Below are 20,129 nucleotides of genomic sequence, written 5' to 3'. Positions count from 1 at the left end.
TCTCTGTTACCTCAAACAGAAACATTTCAGCACTTCGAGCAAGTAGAGAATTTCTTATCATCATATAAACACATTTATATGAAACCTGTGCATGGTAGTTTTGGACGAAATATTTATCAAATTTTTTATTCCACTTCAGAAAACAGTTATTATTGTCGTTACCGCGAGGCAGGGCAGAATAAATTACGAAAGTATCACTCTTTAGAAACACTTATCAATCATGTTATGCAAGGCCATGATTTAAAAACATTTATTGTTCAACAAGGAATTGTATTATTACGTATAGGTGGGCAGCCAGTAGACTTTCGTATTCATACAAATAAAAATCGTTTTGGGAGTTGGAGAGTCAGTGCCATCGTTGCAAAAATCGCCGGGAAAGGCAGTATGACAACTCATATAGATAGCGGCGGAGAAGTAAAACTACTCCAAGATATTTTTTCTGATGCAACGGAGCGTGTTCGAATCACGAATAAATTGACAGATGCAGCCTTGCGACTAAGTTCTATTTTAGATCAGCAAACGGAAGGAAATATTGGAGAAATTGGTTTTGATTTAGGTTTAGATAAAGATGAGAAGATTTGGCTATTTGAAGCCAATTCCAAACCTGGAAGAACTATATTTCAATCCGAAACATTACAAGAATATAGTGAACTGACGAGACAGCTATTTTACGAGTACGCCATGCATTTAACAGAACATCATCTTTCTCGTCCGAAAAGGCTATTACCAGAAGATAAAACTTCCACCCTATAATAGGTGGAAGTTTTTTTATTACACCAGTTTCACCGTTAATTCAGTTTGTGTACCACACGTCCCGCAATAGAAAACATGAACACAATATTGTTGAGAATTCTCCCCTGTTAAACTGTCTACCTCTATTAATAAATCTTGATCCATATATGCGCTATAAGCATCTGTATAATCTACAACTTTTCCATAATCTTGGAGTACATTCAGGCAACTTTGACAAGAATATACTTGAGCTTCCAGTGCATTGCAAAGTGGACATATTCCCATTTATAACTCCTCCAATCATAGAGGTTTCATATTTACGATTAGTGTGACCTTCTTTTAGAAAAATACAAATTAAAAAAACGAAATAAAATCCTTCTTTTTAGGTGAGAGAGCATCCGGCCATGCATAGAAGCGTTCAGATCCTTTTCCTGCCCMATGCCAAGTGAAAACACAGAGAGAAAAAGAGTGCAGGTCACCTTTAGTTATCCATAGCTGTAACTTATATGCTGAAAAATCAAAATCGGTATATATTTTTACAAAATTTACAAATTATTAACTCGCATATCTTTCTACGTAACATCCATACTATGAGTACATTCACTTCAAACGATGGATTAGCGCCAAACGAGGCGATAATCTGGTTCAACTCCAGCTAATCCAACCAAAAAAATTTCTATACTTTAAGGAGGATATATTCCTATGGCAAACCAAAACAATCCATTAGTAGTACCAGGTGCAACAGCTGCAATCGATCAAATGAAATATGAAATCGCTCAAGAATTTGGTGTACAATTAGGAGCAGATTCTACAGCTCGTGCAAACGGTTCTGTTGGTGGCGAAATTACAAAACGTTTAGTAGCAATGGCTGAGCAAAGCCTTGGCGGATACCAAAAATAAATATATATGGCAAAAAAGGTCTCAAGCATTCGCTTGAGACCTTTCTTTCTACCCTAGCATTTGTAAAAATCGCTTCGTTCGTTCTTCTTTCGGATTTGTAAATACCTCTTCTGGCGTACCTTCTTCCACAACAACGCCACCATCCATAAAGATAACACGATTCGCAATTTGATGAGCAAAGCGCATTTCGTGCGTTACAATCACCATCGTCATTCCTTCTTGTGCAAGTTCCTTCATTACCTTTAGGACCTCTTGTACAAGTTCTGGGTCTAACGCTGATGTTGGTTCATCAAATAATAAAACTTCTGGTTCCATCGCAAGCGCACGAGCAATTCCAACGCGTTGTTGCTGGCCACCAGATAGTTGGAATGGATATAACTCCATTTTGTCACCAAGTCCAACCTTCTCAAGGAAATATGTCGCTTTTTTCTTCGCTTCTTCTTTCCCTACTTTTTTCACTGTAACAAGCCCTTCCATTACATTTTGGATTGCTGTTAAATGAGGAAATAAATTATGATGCTGGAACACCATACCTGTTTGTGTACGAAGATTTACAATATCTTTCTTCGTTACTTTTTTAGAGAAATCCAGCTCTTTGTCACCAATGCGAACAATACCTGCATTTGGTGTTTCTAATACATTCAGGCAACGTAAAAATGTTGTCTTACCAGATCCAGATGGCCCAATAATGACAACAACTTCACCTTTCTCCACTGATAAATCAATATGCTTTAGTACCGTGTTATCACCGAAACTCTTTTGTAAATGTTGAATTGAAATCATAAAAACAAAAACTCCTTTTATAAAAGGATTATTATTTAAGCGTATAACGCTCTGAACGTTTTTCTAATATTTGTTGCACGATAGATAATAAGAAACAAATCGCCCAATAAATAAGACCTGCTTCAAAATAAACAATTAAAAATTCATAGTTCATTGCTGCAATTTCCTGTGCTTTTCGAAACAGCTCTGTTACTAAAATTAATGATGCTAATGAAGTATCCTTCACTAAGCTAATAAACGTATTCGAAAGCGGTGGAATCGATACACGTGTCGCTTGTGGTAAAATAATGCGTTTTAGCGCCTGTGGATATGTCATCCCAATTGTATATGCTGCTTCCCATTGCCCTTTTGGAATAGACAAAATAGAAGCACGAATAATTTCAGATGCATATGCACCAACATTTAATGAAAAACCAATAATAGCTGCTGGATATGGATCAATCTCAATGTTAAGAGTTGGAAGTCCATAGAAAATAATAAACAATTGTACAAGAAGTGGTGTTCCGCGAATAATAGATACATAGATACGAGCAATCCATTGTAGTAGGCGGCTACTTGAAATACGTGCTAAAGCAGTAAATATCGCCAATATAATACCGATCACAAATGTGATAATCGTTAATGGGATTGTCGTGAAAAGGGCACCCTCTAGCATAGGCATGAAGGATGCTTGCATAATATCTACCCATGTAGATAATCGATCTGTAATCAATGCATTACTTAGATACATTTTCACCGAACCATTTTTTCGTTATTTTGTCATACGTACCATCTTTTTTCATATCTTCTAACGCTTTATCTACTTCTTGTACAAGCTTATCGCTACCTTTACGGAATAAGAACCCACTTTGTGACGCTTCTTTTTCTGTTGCTGCAATTTTAATGTTTGCATCTTTTTTCGTTTGTAAATAGTTTAACACTGATAATTTATCATTGATTGTGAAATCAACGCGACCTGTATTAAGTAGTTCTACTGCTTGACTAAAGCCTTCTACCCCTTGAATCTTCGCACCATTTTTCTTTGCAAGATCCGCATAGTTACTTGTTAAAGACTGTGCTGCTGTTAATCCTTTTACATCTGTAAATGAAGCAGGTTTATCTTTATCCTTTGCAACGACAAGTGCTGCTGAAGAAGAAATATACGGTTTAGAGAAATCATACTTCTTTTGACGATCTTCACGAATTCCGACTTCATTCGCAACCATATCGAAACGTTTTGCATCAAGCCCTGCAAGCAAGCTATCCCATTGTGTTTCTTTAAATACTGGTTTCACACCGAGACGTTTTGCAACTTCTTCTGTTAACTCAACGTCAAATCCAGTTAATTTTCCACTTCCATCATGGAATGTAAACGGTGGGTATGTACCTTCTGTACCAACAACGAATTCACCGCTTTTTTTAATTTGTTGCAATGCATCTTGACTAGTAGCTGTATCTTTTTTCTCTTCTTTGCCACAGCCCGCCACAATACCGACTGCTAGTGTAGCTACTGCAAGCACTGAAAATAATTTCTTCATGATATTAGTCCTCCAAGTATTCTGATAGGAATTTAAAAACTATATTGATTGTATGCAATCTTGAACAATTTTTCAATGAAAATGTTCGTCATTAGTGTATCCTTTTTTTTCATAATCAAACAACATGATATAAAATCGACACATACAAAAAATAAGTAACGTTTTTAAATATAGCACTTCTAAGAAAAAAGGTAAAACAATACTTACTTTAAAACAAAAAACCTTTCTTTTTGGTTAGGAGAGAGCTTCCGCCCATGCATAAAGTGAAACTTTAATCAGTGGGGGTTTTTCTTCATCCCCCACTGATTATTAGTTGAACGAATCGGGCTTTTACGGGCAGTTTATCTCCCACCTAACTTCTTTGCTTTCGCCGAATTTTGAGGTGGGAGTATTACTGCCCGTTAATGCGGGATAAATGCGAGCAGGGCCTTTTTTTGCCCATGCCGTGTGAAAACAAAAGGAGAAAATGAGTGAAAATCTGCTTTTGTTTTCGTAGCACCGACTTATTTGTTGAAAAATCAATATGGATTTATATATACAAAAAAGAACTTGCTACCATAGCAAGTTCCTTTAAGAGTCTAATACACAATACCCGATCATTCCGCACAGTAATAAAAAGAAAGCAATGTTAAATGTAACTGATAATTCTTCCATCTTTATCTCCCCCTTGCTTCCAACATATCACATGGATAAGGAAAGGGATGGGCGCATTTGTAAACATTGCTTTAAAGTTTTCTGAACATTTCGTGAAAGTTACGCACTTTGACTTCCTTCTATTTGCGTTTTATACATTTCATAATAACGACCCTTTTTCTGCATTAATTCTTCATGTGACCCTTTTTCAAGAATCGTGCCCCGATCGAGCACAATGATTTGATCTGCACTCTTAATTGTGGAAAGACGATGTGCAATGATAAATGTTGTTCTTCCTTTCTTTACAACTTCTAGTGCCCCCTGAATCATCGCCTCAGTCTCTGTATCAATACTTGAGGTCGCTTCATCTAACACTAAAATAGCAGGATCAAATGCTAACGCACGCGCGAAAGATATAAGTTGGCGCTCCCCAGTCGATAGGGTACTTCCTTTTTCCGTAATTTCTTCTTCTATATTGTTAGCAAATCGCTCTGCCCCTACATCGTGTAGTGCTTTTACAATTCGAGCCTTTGAAATCCTTGGATGTTCTAAGCTTACATTCGATGCAACTGTACCACTAAATAGAAATGGATCTTGCAGTACAATCCCCATATGCTCACGGAGTGCCTGCTTTGGTATCTCTTTCACGTCACGCCCATCAATTGTCAGTTTTCCTTTTTGAAACTGATAAAATTGGAAGAGTACATTCATAATGGAACTTTTCCCCGATCCCGTATGACCAACAAGGGCCACCGTCTCTCCTTTTTTTGCCTCGAAAGAAATATGTTTCAACACTTCATCTTTCCCATTATAAGAAAATGAAACATCATCAAATCGAACATTTCCATTAAGACGTGGTATACGTTCCTCTTCCACTACTTCGCCCTTTTCATCCAGCAGTTCAAATACACGTTCCGATGCAACGCGCGCTTGCTCTAAATTCGCAAGCTGGTTTACCATATTTGTAATTGGTGAGAAGAGCCTTGTTAAATAATCGACAAATGCATACAGTATCCCTAAAGAGATAATCCCAGTAGCGCTCAAAGAGGCTCCGCCAAAATACCAAATAACCGCCGTAAAAGCAATGTTGCGTAAGACACCTACTAAATTATGCGATGTCGCTGCATTTAAATTTAAAATTTTATTTTGGTACTTAAAGTAATCTTCATTTAATTCTTCAAATTCTTTCTTTGTTGCACGTTCTTGACGAAATGCCTGGATGATAGGCATTCCTTGGATGGATTCATTCACTGTTCCATTAATATCTGATAACCGAGAGCGCATCTTATGATTGTACACAGAGGCATATTTTCTATATACAACAGCCCAAACAATTAAAATTGGTACGATAATTAAACATAACAGCGCTAATTTCATATCAAGTAAAAATAAAGCAATAAAGATTCCAATAATATAAATAAAACTAGAAACAAATGTCGCTAAAACTGTTACATATAACTCCCGAATGGCCTCCGTATCATTCGTTACACGCGATACAATTTTCCCTGCTGGTAAATGGTCGAAATAACGAATCGGCAATGTTTGAATATGAGAAAAGACATCTTCACGCATAATTTGAATGATTTTATTAGATGCTTTCTGTAAGAAAAACTGTTTACCATACGCAAATAAAGATACAACTAGCAATAGTGCAAAATATCCTCCGCCAAGCAAAAGTAATCGTTTCATCTCAGGTTCATAAAACGAATACACTTCTTTGGTTGTTAACATTTTCGCTTTATACACTTGCGTTGCTTTTCCACTTTGAACTGTAATAATATCTCCCTTTACAGAACGTGTTCCCTCTGCTGCAACCTTATTAGGTACAAAATAATAAGTGAAACCAACTTGTATAATACGAACTTCTTTTCCTTTTTGTTCACCTTGTTCAAAGCGGTCGCTTCGCTTATACCAAGCTCCGTTATAAAGTACGGCATCGTCCCCTTGCACTGTTTCATGCCATGGTTTCTCAATACCGACAATATGATCATCAATCATTGTCTTTGCTACAAATGGGCCTGCAAGCTCTGCAATAACGAAAATAAATAACATTGCCAGTGCCACAAAAATGGTTCCCTTTACTTTCATAGCGTATTGAAATAACCGTTTTCCAACACTCATATTTTTACCTCACCCTCTACGTTTTCGCCCTGCTGTCTTTCAAACTGCTCCGCATACCAGTCACCATTCAAAACGAGCCTATCATGTGTTCCCTCTTCGATAATTTCACCATTATCCATAACGAGAATCCAATCAGCATGCTGCACAGCTGACAGGCGGTGCGTTGTTATAATTGTTGTTTTTCCGCTTCTTTCTCTTCGTATATTTTCAATAATTGCTGCTTCCGTCCTGGCATCCACAGCTGATAATGAATCATCTAAAATTAAAATTTCTGGATTTTGAATAACTGCTCGTGCAATCGAAATTCGCTGTTTTTGCCCACCAGATAAAGAAACACCTTTCTCTCCAACAAGCGTCTCTAATCCTTCTGAAAGGAACTCCAAATCTTTTTTGAATGCTGCGATTTCAATAGCCTTTTCAAGTTCCTCCTGACTTGCTTCCCTGTTTCCAAATAAAATATTTTCACGTGCTGTTTTTGAAAATAGAATATGCTCTTGTGGTACATACCCAATCCAGCTTCGTACGTTTTCAGTCGAAATTTCACCTAGCGTAACGTCTGACACTGTAATATCCCCTTCTCCAAGTGGATACTGGCGAAGAAGCTGACGAACAAGAGTCGTTTTACCACTTCCTGTTTTCCCAACAATGCCAAGCGTTTCTCCTTGTTTTAATGAAAAAGAAACATTTTTCAAATTCAGCTCAGGTGAAGCCGGGTACGAAAAGGAAACTTTATCAAAGTCGATATACTCTGGTTCGTGTACACGCGTCGGTTTTTTCACGTTCTTCACGTCAGGCTCATACGCCAACGTTTCATTGACACGATCTAACGAAGCATTTCCGCGCTGCATGACATTTATTAATTCACCAATCGCAAACATTGGCCAAATCATCATCCCAAGGTAGACGTTAAAAGAAACAAGTTCGCCAAGCGTAACCTTCGATTGGAAAACTAAAAACGCTCCATATACAAGACCAATCAAATAACTAAGACCAACTAGCATCTTCACCGTCGGCTGAAACAGTGCATCAATTCTTGCTACTTTCATATTTTTTTCATATACATCTGTTCCTAGTTGATGAAATCTTTGCTCATCAGCTTTTTCCTGTACATATGCACGGATAACACGCACGCCTGCAATCGATTCAAGTACTTTATCATTCATATCTCCAAAAGCATCTTGAGCAATCGTAAAGCGTTCATGTAACTTCTTCCCATATATATTCATCGCATATGCCATAATCGGCAAGGGCAGAAGTGCCGCAATTGTAAGTTGCCAACTGATTGAAAATCCCATCATAAAAACAATTGTGAGCATATATAAACTAGAATCAACAAGTGTCAAAATCCCAAAACCAGCAGTCATAGCAATCGCCTTTAAATCATTTGTCGCTCTCGCCATTAAATCACCAGTACGATTTTTGTGATAAAAGGTCGGCGTCATTTTCAACAAGTGCCCCATAAATTTTGAACGCATCGTTTTTTCAAGCACGAATGCACCGCCAAATAATTGGTGCTGCCATACGTAGGTGAGTACATACCCACCAACTGCCGCTCCAAATAAAATCCAAACATACTGTATAATCACTTCGTTTGTTAAAGAACCTACTTTTATATGATCAATTGTTAACCCAATTACTTTCGGAGGAATTACCTCTATTACATTTACAATTAGAAGCACTCCAATCGCGATGCTATACCTCTTCCAATGTTCTTTAAAAAACCATGTTAACTTTTGTAATACTGAAAACAATGAAATCTCTCCCTTCTCGATCTTGTTTCAGTCTATTTCTGTTATCCACTATCAAAAGCCCCTGCTTTTACACCGTACCAATTGTACTGATTCACCATATCTTCTCACCTTCCGTATTTTTTCTACCCCGCTATTTGCGGGCAGTAAAATCCCCACCTCAAGATTCAGCAAGAAATGAGAACGATAGATAAGGGGATAACTGCCCGTAAATGCCCGATTGGTTCAACTAACCATCCGTGGGAGATAAATCCCCCTTACGGATGGAAGTTTCACTTTATCGAAACCATACAAAGTATGGAAACAACCAAAATAGAGACAAAAAAACGCATACCGCCGCTTGACGATATGCGAGAAAACGCATAAAAGCGTACGTTACGAAATACGCAACGTACGCTTTTTTTGAAAACAAAAAAGCACTATCTTTCCGTACGGGTTGCGTAATGATATGAATGTTTCCCACCATGTAATCCAACTAAGCCAGTCATATTTACCATTACAATCATTACGCGCACCCCCTTCATTTATTTTCCATTTTTAATTTTATAACTTTATCAACTTTTCTGTCAATTGTTTTTTTCATTATTTTACAAAACAAACTTTTATCACAAAAAATAAAAGATGTACAATACCACTTCGATACTCGAAAAAATTATCTATCGATATTATTATAGATAATCCTATATTTCACTTACAAATAAGGTAAACCCCTTTAAGAAAGGGCATACAAAATAAAAATCATATAAGAAATCGTTTCCATAAACATTTTGTTTGAAAAATATTCTCAAACCCCCTACAATCACCATATACTCACTCTTACAAGTTGCTATTTTAGGAGGACAAATCATGACAACTAGCAATACGTACAAATTTTATTTAAACGGTGAATGGAGAGAAAGCTCTTCTGGGCAAACAATTGATATTCCATCACCATATTTACACGAAGTAATTGGTAAAGTACAAGCAATTACTCGCGGGGAAGTTGACGAAGCAGTTAAATCAGCACAACAAGCTCAAAAAGAATGGGCGGAAGCTTCTCTTCAAGATCGTGCAAAATATTTATATAAATGGGCTGATGAGCTTGTAAATATGCGAGATGAAATTGCCGATATCGTAATGAAAGAAGTCGGTAAAGGTTATAAAGATGCGAAAAAAGAAGTTGTTCGTACAGCGGACTTAATTCGTTACACTGTAGACGAAGCACTTCATATGCATGGCGAAAGCATGATGGGTGATAGCTTCCCTGGTGGATCTAAATCCAAGCTTGCAATCATTCAACGTGCACCACGTGGTGTTGTTTTAGCAATCGCACCATTTAACTACCCTGTAAACTTATCTGCTGCAAAACTTGCACCAGCTCTTATTATGGGGAACGCTGTTATCTTTAAACCAGCAACACAAGGCGCAATTAGCGGTATTAAAATGGTTGAAGCTCTTCATAAAGCAGGTCTTCCAAAAGGACTTGTAAACGTAGCAACAGGACGCGGTTCTGTTATCGGCGACTACTTAGTAGAACATCCTGGCGTAAATATGGTATCGTTCACAGGTGGTACAAACACAGGTGCTCACTTAGCGAAAAAAGCTGCTATGATTCCGCTTGTATTAGAACTTGGCGGTAAAGACCCTGGTATCGTACGTGAAGATGCTGACCTAGGGGAAGCTGCAAAACATATCGTTAGCGGCGCATTCTCATACTCAGGTCAACGCTGTACTGCAATCAAGCGCGTGCTTGTACATGAAAATGTAGCGGACGAGCTTGTTAGCTTATTAAAAGATCAAGTGGCTGAATTAACTGTTGGTTCTCCAGAACAAGACAGTACAATCGTGCCATTAATCGACGATAAATCTGCTGATTTCGTTCAAGGATTAGTTGACGATGCAGTAGAAAAAGGCGCTACAATCGTAATTGGTAACAAACGCGAGCGCAACTTAATTTACCCAACATTAATTGACAATGTAACAGAAGATATGAAAGTTGCTTGGGAAGAGCCATTCGGCCCAATCCTTCCAATCATCCGTGTTTCTTCTGATGAACAAGCAATTGAAATTGCGAACAAATCAGATTTCGGCTTACAAGCAAGTGTCTTCACAAAAGACATTAATAAAGCATTTGCAATTGCAAACAAAATTGACACTGGTTCCGTTCAAATTAACGGACGTACAGAGCGTGGTCCTGACCACTTCCCATTCATCGGCGTAAAAGGTTCTGGTATGGGAGCACAAGGTATCCGTAAGAGCCTTGAGTCTATGACACGTGAGAAAGTAACTGTATTAAACTTAGTTTAATATTTTAGAAGCTAGTCTACAGCTGTAGATTAGCTTCTTTTTATATTCTTTCATTCTCCTATTCACTTATCTAATATGCTTTAGGATCACTGTTCATTAACCAATCCATTACATTCTCAAATAAAGTTACAGAATAATTATGTTGTTTTTCTAGATTCAAGTGAGACAAAATATCAAAAATATTTTTTTCATTAGTTTAACACACAGATTAACAGAGCCTATTTCTAAAAAAACCCCTCTTCTTTTAATGACAAATTGTTCGCTATAGTCTGATTATTACTATATCCATTGACGTATAAAAATTCATTTGTTACCCTTGATTATGTTAATTTAATACATAAATCCTCATTCGTATCTCGGTGAGGTAGAGGTTGCAGTCATTAAGAGTATCATTTCAGGAGATGTAGTGGCATCGATGAATGAATGGGAAAGGAATGGTTGCCGAAGTAAGAAATGCCCACTGTGCATTCTTGCTGGGTCTGCTATTTAATAAGTGCAGAACTGTCACAAACAATTTGTTTGTGGAGAGCTATCGAGAGGTATGTCGTGGGTTTCCTATAAGATAGAAAGCACGTAGCGACAATTACACGTGCTTTTTTTGTTTTGTATGAAGCTTACCTTTCTTCCCTTTTTGGAAGACATACATATCTCCTCGCTTGACTTGGTTATACTAACTTTGGAGGTATTTTTTATGCAACAAAAAAAATGGGGTTTTTGGGTACTGACAGCATTCGTTGTCGGTAACATGGTTGGCGCTGGTATTTTCATGGTGCCAAGTACGTTAGCACAAACAGCAAGTCCTCTCGGTGTCACTTTAGCTTGGTTAACAACAGGGTTTGGTGTTTTAATGCTAGCTCTTGTTTTCGGTAATTTAGCAATTCGTCGTCCTGATTTAACGACAGGACCACAAAGTCATGCATATGCACTATTCTCATCACCAAAAAAGAAAAAAATGGCTGGTTTCAGTATGGTTTGGGGCTATTGGGTTGCAAACTGGGCAAGTAATGTCGCTATTATTACATCTTTTGCGGGATATTTATCACTCTTCTTCCCGATTATGAAAGACACACGCCTATTATTTTCGATTGGCTCTTTCGATATAGAAGTTGGAAAACTAATTACATTTTCTATTTGTTCTGTCTTACTATGGGGAACACATATGATTTTAACAAACGGTGTAAGCGGAGCTGGGAAGTTAAACTTCTTAGCAACAACAACAAAGGTGACTGGATTCCTTCTATTCATTTTTGTGACTTTGTTTGCATTTCAAGCTTCAAAATTTGGACAATGGTATACACCAATGATTGATAAAGAAGGCGTGTCACACGGACTGCTTTCACAAATAAATTTAGCTGCACTTACAACACTTTGGGCATTTATCGGTATTGAATCAGCTGTTTTATTATCAAACCGAGCTGTTTCTCCAAAAACGGTAAAACGAGCAACTGTAGCAGGTTTATTACTAACAGTTGCCATTTATTTAGGAATTACCATTTTAACAATGGGTGTTCTGCACATTGATAAACTTCAAACTTCTGAACGTCCATTAGCTGATGCATTAAATGCTGCAATGGGCCACGGCGGTGGGAAATTAATGGCACTACTTGCTCTTACTTCCCTATTCGGCTCTATCTTAGGCTGGATTTTATTAAGCTCAGAAGTACCTTATCAAGCGGCGAAAGAAGGATTCTTCCCTTCCTTCTTTGCAAAAACAAACAAAAAAGGAAGTCCAATTTATTCACTAAGACTGACAAATATTATGTCGCAAGTCTTCCTTTTCYCAACTTTATCAGGGACAATTGCTGAGGCCTATACATTCGTTATTACTGTCTCAACCTTAGCTTACTTAATCCCTTATCTCGTTTCACCAATCTTCCAATTAAAACTCGTTGCAACTGGTGAAACGTATAAAAACGAACCCGGTTCACGAATTATGGATGGTATTATCGCAGTCATTGCACTTTGCTATGCACTGTGGGTCATTAAAACTGGATCCTCAGATATAAAAACATTCCTTCTTGGAATTGGCTTATTTGTAATTGGCTTTGCATTTTATCCATTAATGAATCGCGATAAGAAAAAAAATGAAGAAAATAAAAACGAGCAAATTGCTTAAAGCAATTTGCTCGTTTTTATTTTTGTATAAGAAAGAAACCTATATAATAGAAGACAGAGGTGAAAAAACATGTCAATCGAAACACTATGGAGCACTCGTTTCCAAAAGCATATTCAAAACGTCATCATGTACTTTGCGCGCATGATTAGCGGTCTACTATACAGTTTCATCTTCGTCTCATGCATTGGTGCGTATTATTACGCCAAGTTTCTTAAAACATCTCCTYCTAAAGGCATTTCATTAATCATCATTATATCTCTGCTTACCATCATGATAACGAGATGTAAGGTTCGTACTTTTATCCAAAAGCCTGACGCTGTCTATTTACTGGCACTCGAAGAGAAATTAACATCTTATTTCAAACAGTCTCTTCTATACAATTATGTCATTCAACTTTTCCCATTGCTATTTACGTTTCTAATCATTACACCGCTAGCAATGCAAACATTACAGACAACCGTTCCATTCTTATGTACAATCTTTTTCATTTTAATGTTAATAAAAGGTTGGAACCTATATATCAATTGGATATGGCGTGATCAATATAACAGTCAAATCTGGTTTATCATTCGCTTCACTTGTAATGCACTCATTCTTTACACGCTCTTTCAGTCCGTATCAGTTGTTCTATTAGGTGCGATGCTATTACTTCTTGTCTTCCTACTTGTTTATACAACAAAACAGCCAACAAAACGAATTGGATGGGAATATATAATTGAGCAAGAAGAAAAAATGGACATGCACTTTTACCAATTTGCAAACTTTTTCACCGATGTCCCGCAGCTGAAAAAACAAGTAAAACAAAGAAAATGGCTAACAAGTTGGCTAGAACCTATATTACATAAAAAACAATCTACTTTTTTATATTTGAACACTTTATCATTCTTACGTGCGAATGATTATTTTGGTATATATATTCGATTGACTAGTATCGGTTCTTTTATTTTATATTTCGTACCGAATGTATTTGCAAAAGGCGCTATTACTTGTTGCCTCTTATATATGAGCTCTATGCAATTGCGTGCCTTATGGAAATATTTTTCAGGAAATAATATTGTAGCATTATATCCGATTTCATTTGAAGAAAGGGTACGTCAATTTCTTAACCTTGTATTTTCATTAGCAATCGTTCAGCTAGTGTTATTTTTCATTATTATATTCGCTGCACTCCAGCAGTTTTTACTTGTTCTTTCAACTATTATAGTCAGCATATTTTTTATCAAATTTATTATCTTACCAAGAACCAAAAAACAAATTTCTTCATCGGAAATTTAAATGAATGATTGTGTATTCTGAAAGAAAAAAACAGAAAGTTTAGCTAAAGAAGCTACTAGTAAAAAAAGAGAGCAGATTATCTGCTCTCTTATGATGCCTCATTATGTTCAGAGGAATGCTTAACACTCCCCATTCTCTTCAGTTTATTCCATCCTACCGCTACCCCTCGAATAGATGAAAATACAGATTTAATTACAACATAAGTCATAAATTGACGATAAATAAAGCGTTGTAAAATTAACCAGGCTAATGGTTTAGGATTCTCTTTCTCTAATTTAAATGCAAAAAGAGAAGCGAGAAGATCCATTGCAAAGAACACAAGATAAAACCCTAAAACTTTTAGAGGATTACTACCAAATAGCCCTATAATCATTAATATATCTGCTAAAGGAGCAATGAATTGCAGGACATATTGGAATAACCACATATTAGGTAATGCAACAAACCCTAATGTTTTATGCTTTGGGTTAAACAGTGCTTTTCGATGTTTCCAAAGACATTGGAGTGTACCATACGACCAACGATATCGTTGTTTAATGAGGCTTTTCACATCTTCAGGTGACTCCGTATAAGCATATGCTTTTTCTTCATATACAATTCGATGTCCTTGACGTAAGAATGTTATAGTAAGATCCGTATCTTCTGCCAGTGTATCTTCGCTTAAATATCCAGATTCAACTACATTCTTTTTACGCCATGCTCCAATAGCTCCAGGAACTACCGTGATACAATCCAACTCATCAAAAGCTCTGCGTTCTAAATTAAATCCTGTAATGTATTCAACATGTTGCCAAGTAGTTAACAAATTCCGTCTATTTCCCACTTTGACATTGCCTGAAACTGCTGCTACATTATGATCTTCAAAGTGTCTAATCATTAGAGAAATAGCATCTTGCGCAATAATAGTATCCGCATCTAAAGTGACAATGATTTCTCCTCGTGATTTTTGAAATCCTAAATTCATTGCGGATGATTTCCCACCATTTTCTTTCTGAATTAAACAAACTTTAGGATGTTTATGGAATGCTTCTTGAATTACTTTTGACGTACCATCTTTCGATCCGTCATCAACAACAATAACTTCAAATTCTCTATAATCACTATCCAAAATTGAGCGAATCGTCTTGGTAATAACCTTCTCTTCATTATATGCTGCTATCACAACACTAACGAAAGGTTGATAAGACGAATTAGTAAATAAACGAGATCTTGTTTTCCTTTTTTGCTTGAATGCAAAATAAATTAAAAATAGGAATCGGAAAATACCTAATCCAATAGCAATATAAAAAATAGTTGTTAATATATGCTTAGAATACCCCGCYCCTGAAAAAACAGCTTTGTTGTAAAGTAAATATTGCTTACCCTCAGAAGAAACGGGAGGCATTACTTCATCTCGTTCTTTATCCATTAAATCTGAAATTGTTACAAAACTATATCCATGTTTTTTAAGGTCTTTAATAATAATTGGTAGCGCCTCTACTGTATGGGTACGATTCCCTCCTGCATCATGAAGAAGAATAACATTTCCCTCCCCCTTATAAATGGGATTAAGAGCACGCTTTACCAATTCATTTGTTGAGGGCGTCGCCCAGTCCTCAGGATCAACTTTTTCTGCCACCATTGTATAGTTCATATTTTGTGCACGCAAAATAGGCAATATTTCATTTGATGAATCCGGATCAGCACCCGCTTCATATGGTGGCCTAAATAAAACCGTAGAATGTCCAGTTATTTCCTGAATCAGGCGCTGAGTTGTATTCAGTTCTACTTTTGTTCGTAGTAAAGACGTATCAGCTACGTTAGGATGTTTGAAGGTATGATTGCCAATTTCATGGCCTTCATCGTATATTCTTTTAACAAGACTAGGATTTAGCTGGGCGTTTTCACCAAGTACAAAAAAGGCTGCTTTTATTTTATACTCTTTTAATATATCTAGAATTTCCGGTGTGTATTTAGGATCTGGCCCATCATCAAATGTTAGTACTACTTGTTTTCCTTTTGGTTTTCCGTAGCGCTGCACTTGATATGCAGATGGTAGTGATTGATATACTTCATCTGTAAGATAGCCTTCTTTGCTTACTTTAAAATCTCTCAATCCATTTTTCTTTGCATTCTTAATCTGTAAAATTTCGCCTTGTCCAGAATATTTTACTTCATCTAAACTAGCGATTTTATGTAATGTGTCAGAATTTTTTTGTACCTCTATAGGATCTTTTAAAGCTTTCCATACAGTAGGATCTTCTGCTCCTAATCTCCATAATGCAACTCCCTTTGCATTGTTGTTCATTGCAATTTTTACTTGATTATAAAGAGTAACACCATCTAAGAACCAAGCAGTATGTTCTTTCGCTCCTTTTTTATATCGAAAATAAGGATTTCCACTAATCTTATCCCATTGAATTTTTATATTTGAATCATGAGCCATTGTCATAACTTCTGAGAAAGTTAAAGACTTCGCAGGTTTTTTGCTATTTACTTCCCAATCATATCCATAGTTACCGAAAGCAACTATAAGTTTCTCAGAGGGAATGTTTAGATCATTGAGCGTATGTTCAAACCATTTATTTGAAGCAATTGGTCCTGGTGTCCCTGCTCCATAGTGCTCATCATACATCATTACAATCATACGATCTATTACTTTGGCTAATGCACCATAATCAAAGGCTTTATCATTAGCAGGGACATCTTGCGTTACGAGCAAATGATGTTTGTGAAAGACCGTAGTAAGTTCTTTCATGAAATTTGTTAATTTATCTCTATCGCCTTCAGGTATTGACTCAAAGTCAATATTAATACCTGCAAATTGATTCTCTTCAATTCGCTTTACTAAATCATTAATAAACTTTGTCTGTACATTAGCTGGATCATTCAGTAACTTATGAATAAGTTTACTATCAGGACCAGAAGCTTCTTGCGTATAGTTAGTAAGCAAAGGCATAATTTTTACATCATTTTTTTTTGCTAACTTTACAATCTCAGGTTTAATCTCACTACTAATTGTTAAGTTTGCTTTTAAGTGATACCATTCTGGTACTAACATGGTTAATGAATCAATATTTTCTTTTAAAGAAGCAGTACTATTTTCATCCCAGTTTACATAAAAACCATAAACTTCTTTAGGTTGTTCGCCATTGCCTGTTGAATTTTCATTATTGCTTATTTCGGTATTAGAAGATTTGAATTCTCCCTTCTTTAACTGCTGGTCGCTGAGTTTTTGATTAATAGGTACAAGTTTAGTATCTTGCTGTACAGAAGGATTCATATTTGGAATTTCTGGTGTTGAAAAAATACTTCGAAAGAAAAAATAAAATACAATACTTATGCTAACTATTGAGATACATAGAAACCAACTGAAAGCTATTTTTCTTCTTCCTTTAGGATCATAAAAAACGGGTTTTGAGTTATCTTTCTCTTGTTGAATTTTTTTCTCCATTATTTTTTTACATACTCCTTTTCTTGTTATTCTGAATACAAGAATAAAATATTTTATTCTAAGTACAACGCAAACTATTTTAATAGATAGACTTCTAGGGTTTTGGTGCGAAAATAACTTAATAGGAATATAGAACAGTAATTTCCTGTTAACTTTGAGATCAAACGACTAATCCAAATAACTTATGAATGACTTCAACCTCATTTGGGGCAAATTTCACCCTTTGTTTGGTGAAGTTGCCCTTTTTCATCATATGCATGGCTTCGATACCTCTCAAAATCAAGGTTGCTGTACGAAATGACTTCAATCCTAACATGGAACGAACCCTCTTCTTCAATATTCTATGGATTTTTCTTTTCTTTCCCCTGATGTTGCGTGTCAGGAACGTTTTTGTCCTCTTTTTTATGCCCGTTGTTTTCGTTTATATTGCCTTTATTTTCTTGCTGAGACTCTTTATTTTCTTGTTTATACCCTTTTCCGTTGTTTTTTTGCTGAGACTCTTTATTTTCTTGTTTATACCCTTTTCCGTTGTTTTCTTGCTGGGACTCTTTATTTTCTTGTTTATACTCTTTACCGTTGTTTTCTTGCTGAGACTCTTTATTTTCTTGTTTATACTCTTTATCGTTGTTTTCTTGCTGATGCCCATTATTTCCTTTTGATTGCTGGGGTTGCTGTTCCTGGGATTGCTTTTGTTCTATTTGCTCTTGCTTCTCATATCTTTCTTCTTTTACAGGAGACAAATTCGATGATGCATCGGGTGATGACTTTGGTTGCGAATGTATCTCCTGAGGGTGTTCCYCCTGATTAGACGGCGGTGCAGGAGGAGTAAGCGATTTCTTCTTCTCATTCTCTTGCTTTATATAGACACCTGTGCCGACTCCTGCTTTCTTGGCATTCTCTCGCACTTGCATCGTACTACTTTGATATACGACTGTAACATGTTTTGTCTCATACTCTTTCTTTAATTCTTGCATAGCCTTTTCCAACTGTGGTTCTAGCGACTTGTCCTTTGTAACAGCTGTTAGCATAATTTGCTTGTCATTCGTTAAGTATCCATCCTCTTGACTTTGCTTTACAATGGTACGTACTACGTCTTGCAAAAGTTTACTTTTCCATCGTTTCATTTCTTTTAAAATGCGCTTTCCATCATCATTACAAGCTCGCAAATCTATAACACGAAGATCCTTTGTTACGCTCGCCTCTAAACTTGGATTAATATCAATTGAGACATAAGCGAGTGCTTTTTCTTCCGGTTGGTTGTAGAAAAACAGAAACACACATAGAAAACAAGCAACAAGTAATGATGCAGGCTTTAAGAAAGAAGGGATTGAAAAACGCGGTACTCTTTGTTCTTGTTCGTTAAACGAGATTTCCTCTCCAATCATATAAGAGTGCGATTTTCTTTTAAACGTAATAAACTCTCCATCTGGAGTTAAAACAACTACGCTATGTTTTTTTATATCCATCACAATCCCTTTATTCATCATGCTTCCCCCCTCTTATATAATCAAGAATATATGTATAGTTGTTTGCAAAGATAATACACATTGCAATAATGTATTTTCTATGCCGCTCCAACGTTTTACGACTTGCCCTAACACGCGGTTCAATGTGTTTAAGCGGTAACTTTTTCTTTCGAAACAGCTCTTCCATCATTTTCTCTTCTTTTATAATAATCTTTACAATTTCTATTAAGTGCTCACGCGTATCACGATGCTTTGGAGATTCCTTAGCAAGCTCTGAAAATGTGATTTTAAACTCAGCTAGTACAATTTGAAAATGAAGAATCTCCTCCTTACGGTTTCTGCTTTCCATCTCTTTCATATACTCCGTAAGCGATACCTGCATTTCTACCATTTCCTCTTGCTGGTCTTCTTTTAAAAAGACGAGATTATGCTTAGACTCCTTGCGTATATAGTCAATTACATCCCTTTTTATAAGAAGCTCAGCAAACGCTAGAAAAGATTTTCCTTTTTTATATGAATACTGTTCAATTGCTTGATTAAACGCAAACAATCCAATGCTGTATTCATCATCCTGCTCCGTAATATACCGGCGGCAGACAGACGAGATTGATTTTCGAATAAAAGGCCGATACTGTGCGATAAAAGCTTCCTTATCTCCTCCGTTGTTTTGTATGTTAAATACGATATCTTCTATTTTCGGTTTTTTTATGATCTTCATCACTAAACTCAACACTAGTAATCCCCCTCCCTCCTTTTGCTTCAAATAGCAAAATGGTCACTAAAGAAGTGACCATTTCATCACATTTTCTTACTACTTTTCTTTGTGCTTGTCTTCTTGCTGTTGTTCATGTTTTTCGTGACCGACTTTTTTACCGTTGTCTTGATGATCATTCTTTTCTGTTTGACCCTTTTGGTTTGATTGCTCATGCTTCTCATAAGAAACAGCCGGTTTATGTGCTGGCTGTGTTACTTGTTCTGGTTGTGCTGGAGTTACTTCTGTATTTTGATCTACTTTTTTGTTTTCTTTTGCAATAGCGTCCGCTTGTTTTTCTTGCTCTTTTTCTATTTTAGCTACAATCTTTGAAAAACTCTTCTCTATATTTTTGGTAATTGCAGCTT

Annotated in this window: 15 protein-coding genes, 1 pseudogene and 1 riboswitch; of the genes and pseudogenes, 5 read left to right on the top strand and 11 right to left on the bottom strand. The window is 36.4% G+C overall.

What is annotated here, in order from left to right; translation table 11 throughout:
- The coding region (locus AC1DIT_RS20415; protein WP_476998372.1) for a YheC/YheD family protein at positions 1-753 on the top strand (753 nt) is incomplete at its 5' end.
- An 18-nt stretch (positions 754-771) separates the two neighbouring features.
- Here the strand turns inward: AC1DIT_RS20415 and AC1DIT_RS20410 are convergent.
- Entirely contained in the window at positions 772-1,017 is a 246-nt protein-coding gene (locus AC1DIT_RS20410; RefSeq protein ID WP_016113272.1) for a hypothetical protein, read from the bottom strand.
- A 417-nt stretch (positions 1,018-1,434) separates the two neighbouring features.
- Between AC1DIT_RS20410 and AC1DIT_RS20405 the strand changes: the two genes are divergently transcribed.
- Positions 1,435-1,632 (top strand): alpha/beta-type small acid-soluble spore protein, encoded by a 198-nt coding sequence (locus AC1DIT_RS20405; RefSeq protein ID WP_003195499.1) that lies wholly within the window; start codon positions 1,435-1,437, stop codon positions 1,630-1,632.
- A gap of 48 nt (positions 1,633-1,680) precedes the next feature.
- Here the strand turns inward: AC1DIT_RS20405 and AC1DIT_RS20400 are convergent, their stop codons facing one another.
- The 5 genes from AC1DIT_RS20400 to AC1DIT_RS20380 all read right to left on the bottom strand — a co-directional run bounded on the left by AC1DIT_RS20400 (position 1,681) and on the right by AC1DIT_RS20380 (position 8,437).
- Positions 1,681-2,415 carry an amino acid ABC transporter ATP-binding protein gene (locus tag AC1DIT_RS20400; protein ID WP_016133165.1) on the bottom strand — a complete coding sequence of 245 codons (735 nt, stop codon included), beginning with the start codon at positions 2,413-2,415 and terminating at the stop codon, positions 1,681-1,683.
- A gap of 31 nt (positions 2,416-2,446) precedes the next feature.
- Positions 2,447-3,145: an amino acid ABC transporter permease gene (locus tag AC1DIT_RS20395; RefSeq protein ID WP_016113270.1), complete on the bottom strand. Its 699-nt coding sequence runs from the start codon at positions 3,143-3,145 to the stop codon at positions 2,447-2,449.
- Positions 3,132-3,932, bottom strand: coding sequence for an amino acid ABC transporter substrate-binding protein (locus AC1DIT_RS20390; protein WP_003195492.1), 801 nt, complete (start codon positions 3,930-3,932; stop codon positions 3,132-3,134). Before AC1DIT_RS20390 ends, AC1DIT_RS20395 begins: the two co-directional genes overlap by 14 nt.
- A gap of 753 nt (positions 3,933-4,685) precedes the next feature.
- Entirely contained in the window at positions 4,686-6,686 is a 2,001-nt protein-coding gene (locus AC1DIT_RS20385) for an ABC transporter ATP-binding protein (RefSeq protein ID WP_016133167.1), read from the bottom strand.
- Positions 6,683-8,437, bottom strand: coding sequence for an ABC transporter ATP-binding protein (locus tag AC1DIT_RS20380; protein WP_016133168.1), 1,755 nt, complete (start codon positions 8,435-8,437; stop codon positions 6,683-6,685). Before AC1DIT_RS20380 ends, AC1DIT_RS20385 begins: the two co-directional genes overlap by 4 nt.
- Positions 8,438-9,280: 843 nt before the next feature.
- Between AC1DIT_RS20380 and AC1DIT_RS20375 the strand changes: the two genes are divergently transcribed.
- The 3 genes from AC1DIT_RS20375 to AC1DIT_RS20365 all read left to right on the top strand — a co-directional run bounded on the left by AC1DIT_RS20375 (position 9,281) and on the right by AC1DIT_RS20365 (position 14,111).
- Positions 9,281-10,720, top strand: a complete 1,440-nt coding sequence (locus AC1DIT_RS20375) for an NADP-dependent glyceraldehyde-3-phosphate dehydrogenase (RefSeq protein WP_016113266.1) — start codon at positions 9,281-9,283, stop codon at positions 10,718-10,720.
- Between the two features lie 357 nt (positions 10,721-11,077).
- Positions 11,078-11,260: riboswitch (Lysine riboswitch) on the top strand.
- 151 nt (positions 11,261-11,411) lie between these two features.
- Positions 11,412-12,836, top strand: a complete 1,425-nt coding sequence (locus tag AC1DIT_RS20370; RefSeq protein WP_476998371.1) for an amino acid permease — start codon at positions 11,412-11,414, stop codon at positions 12,834-12,836.
- 69 nt (positions 12,837-12,905) lie between these two features.
- Positions 12,906-14,111, top strand: coding sequence for an ABC transporter permease (locus AC1DIT_RS20365; RefSeq protein WP_476998370.1), 1,206 nt, complete (start codon positions 12,906-12,908; stop codon positions 14,109-14,111).
- A gap of 88 nt (positions 14,112-14,199) precedes the next feature.
- Here AC1DIT_RS20365 and AC1DIT_RS20360 read toward each other — a convergent pair whose 3' ends face one another.
- From AC1DIT_RS20360 to AC1DIT_RS20340, 5 genes and pseudogenes are all read right to left on the bottom strand, one after another.
- Entirely contained in the window at positions 14,200-17,544 is a 3,345-nt protein-coding gene (locus tag AC1DIT_RS20360; protein ID WP_016133170.1) for a trifunctional glycoside hydrolase family 18/polysaccharide deacetylase/glycosyltransferase family 2 protein, read from the bottom strand.
- A gap of 160 nt (positions 17,545-17,704) precedes the next feature.
- A pseudogene (locus AC1DIT_RS20355) lies at positions 17,705-17,890 on the bottom strand (IS6 family transposase); the annotation flags it as partial.
- Positions 17,886-19,028, bottom strand: coding sequence for an anti-sigma factor domain-containing protein (locus AC1DIT_RS20350; protein WP_476998369.1), 1,143 nt, complete (start codon positions 19,026-19,028; stop codon positions 17,886-17,888). The pseudogene AC1DIT_RS20355 and the gene AC1DIT_RS20350, both read right to left, overlap by 5 nt.
- On the bottom strand, positions 19,021-19,743 hold the full coding sequence (gene sigI, locus AC1DIT_RS20345) for an RNA polymerase sigma factor SigI (protein ID WP_016133172.1): 723 nt from the start codon (positions 19,741-19,743) through the stop codon (positions 19,021-19,023). The genes AC1DIT_RS20350 and sigI overlap by 8 nt, the downstream gene beginning before the upstream one ends.
- Before the next feature lie 78 nt (positions 19,744-19,821).
- Positions 19,822-20,129, bottom strand: a 308-nt coding sequence (locus AC1DIT_RS20340; RefSeq protein ID WP_476998368.1) for a hypothetical protein, incomplete at its 5' end; no start/stop codon positions are given.

Source organism: Bacillus sp. 05T22 (assembly GCF_056396765.1).
Note: the sequence above shows the minus strand (reverse complement) of the source record. Positions and strands in the feature narration are given on the sequence as shown.

Bases quoted from the DNA above. Each gene is read 5' to 3' on its own strand.
- AC1DIT_RS20410 (WP_016113272.1), bottom strand. From the start codon at position 1,017: ATGGGAATATGTCCACTTTGCAATGCACTGGAAGCTCAAGTATATTCT.
- AC1DIT_RS20405 (WP_003195499.1), top strand. From the start codon at position 1,435: ATGGCAAACCAAAACAATCCATTAGTAGTACCAGGTGCAACAGCTGCA.
- AC1DIT_RS20400 (WP_016133165.1), bottom strand. From the start codon at position 2,415: ATGATTTCAATTCAACATTTACAAAAGAGTTTCGGTGATAACACGGTA.
- AC1DIT_RS20395 (WP_016113270.1), bottom strand. From the start codon at position 3,145: ATGTATCTAAGTAATGCATTGATTACAGATCGATTATCTACATGGGTA.
- AC1DIT_RS20390 (WP_003195492.1), bottom strand. From the start codon at position 3,932: ATGAAGAAATTATTTTCAGTGCTTGCAGTAGCTACACTAGCAGTCGGT.
- AC1DIT_RS20385 (WP_016133167.1), bottom strand. From the start codon at position 6,686: ATGAGTGTTGGAAAACGGTTATTTCAATACGCTATGAAAGTAAAGGGA.
- AC1DIT_RS20375 (WP_016113266.1), top strand. From the start codon at position 9,281: ATGACAACTAGCAATACGTACAAATTTTATTTAAACGGTGAATGGAGA.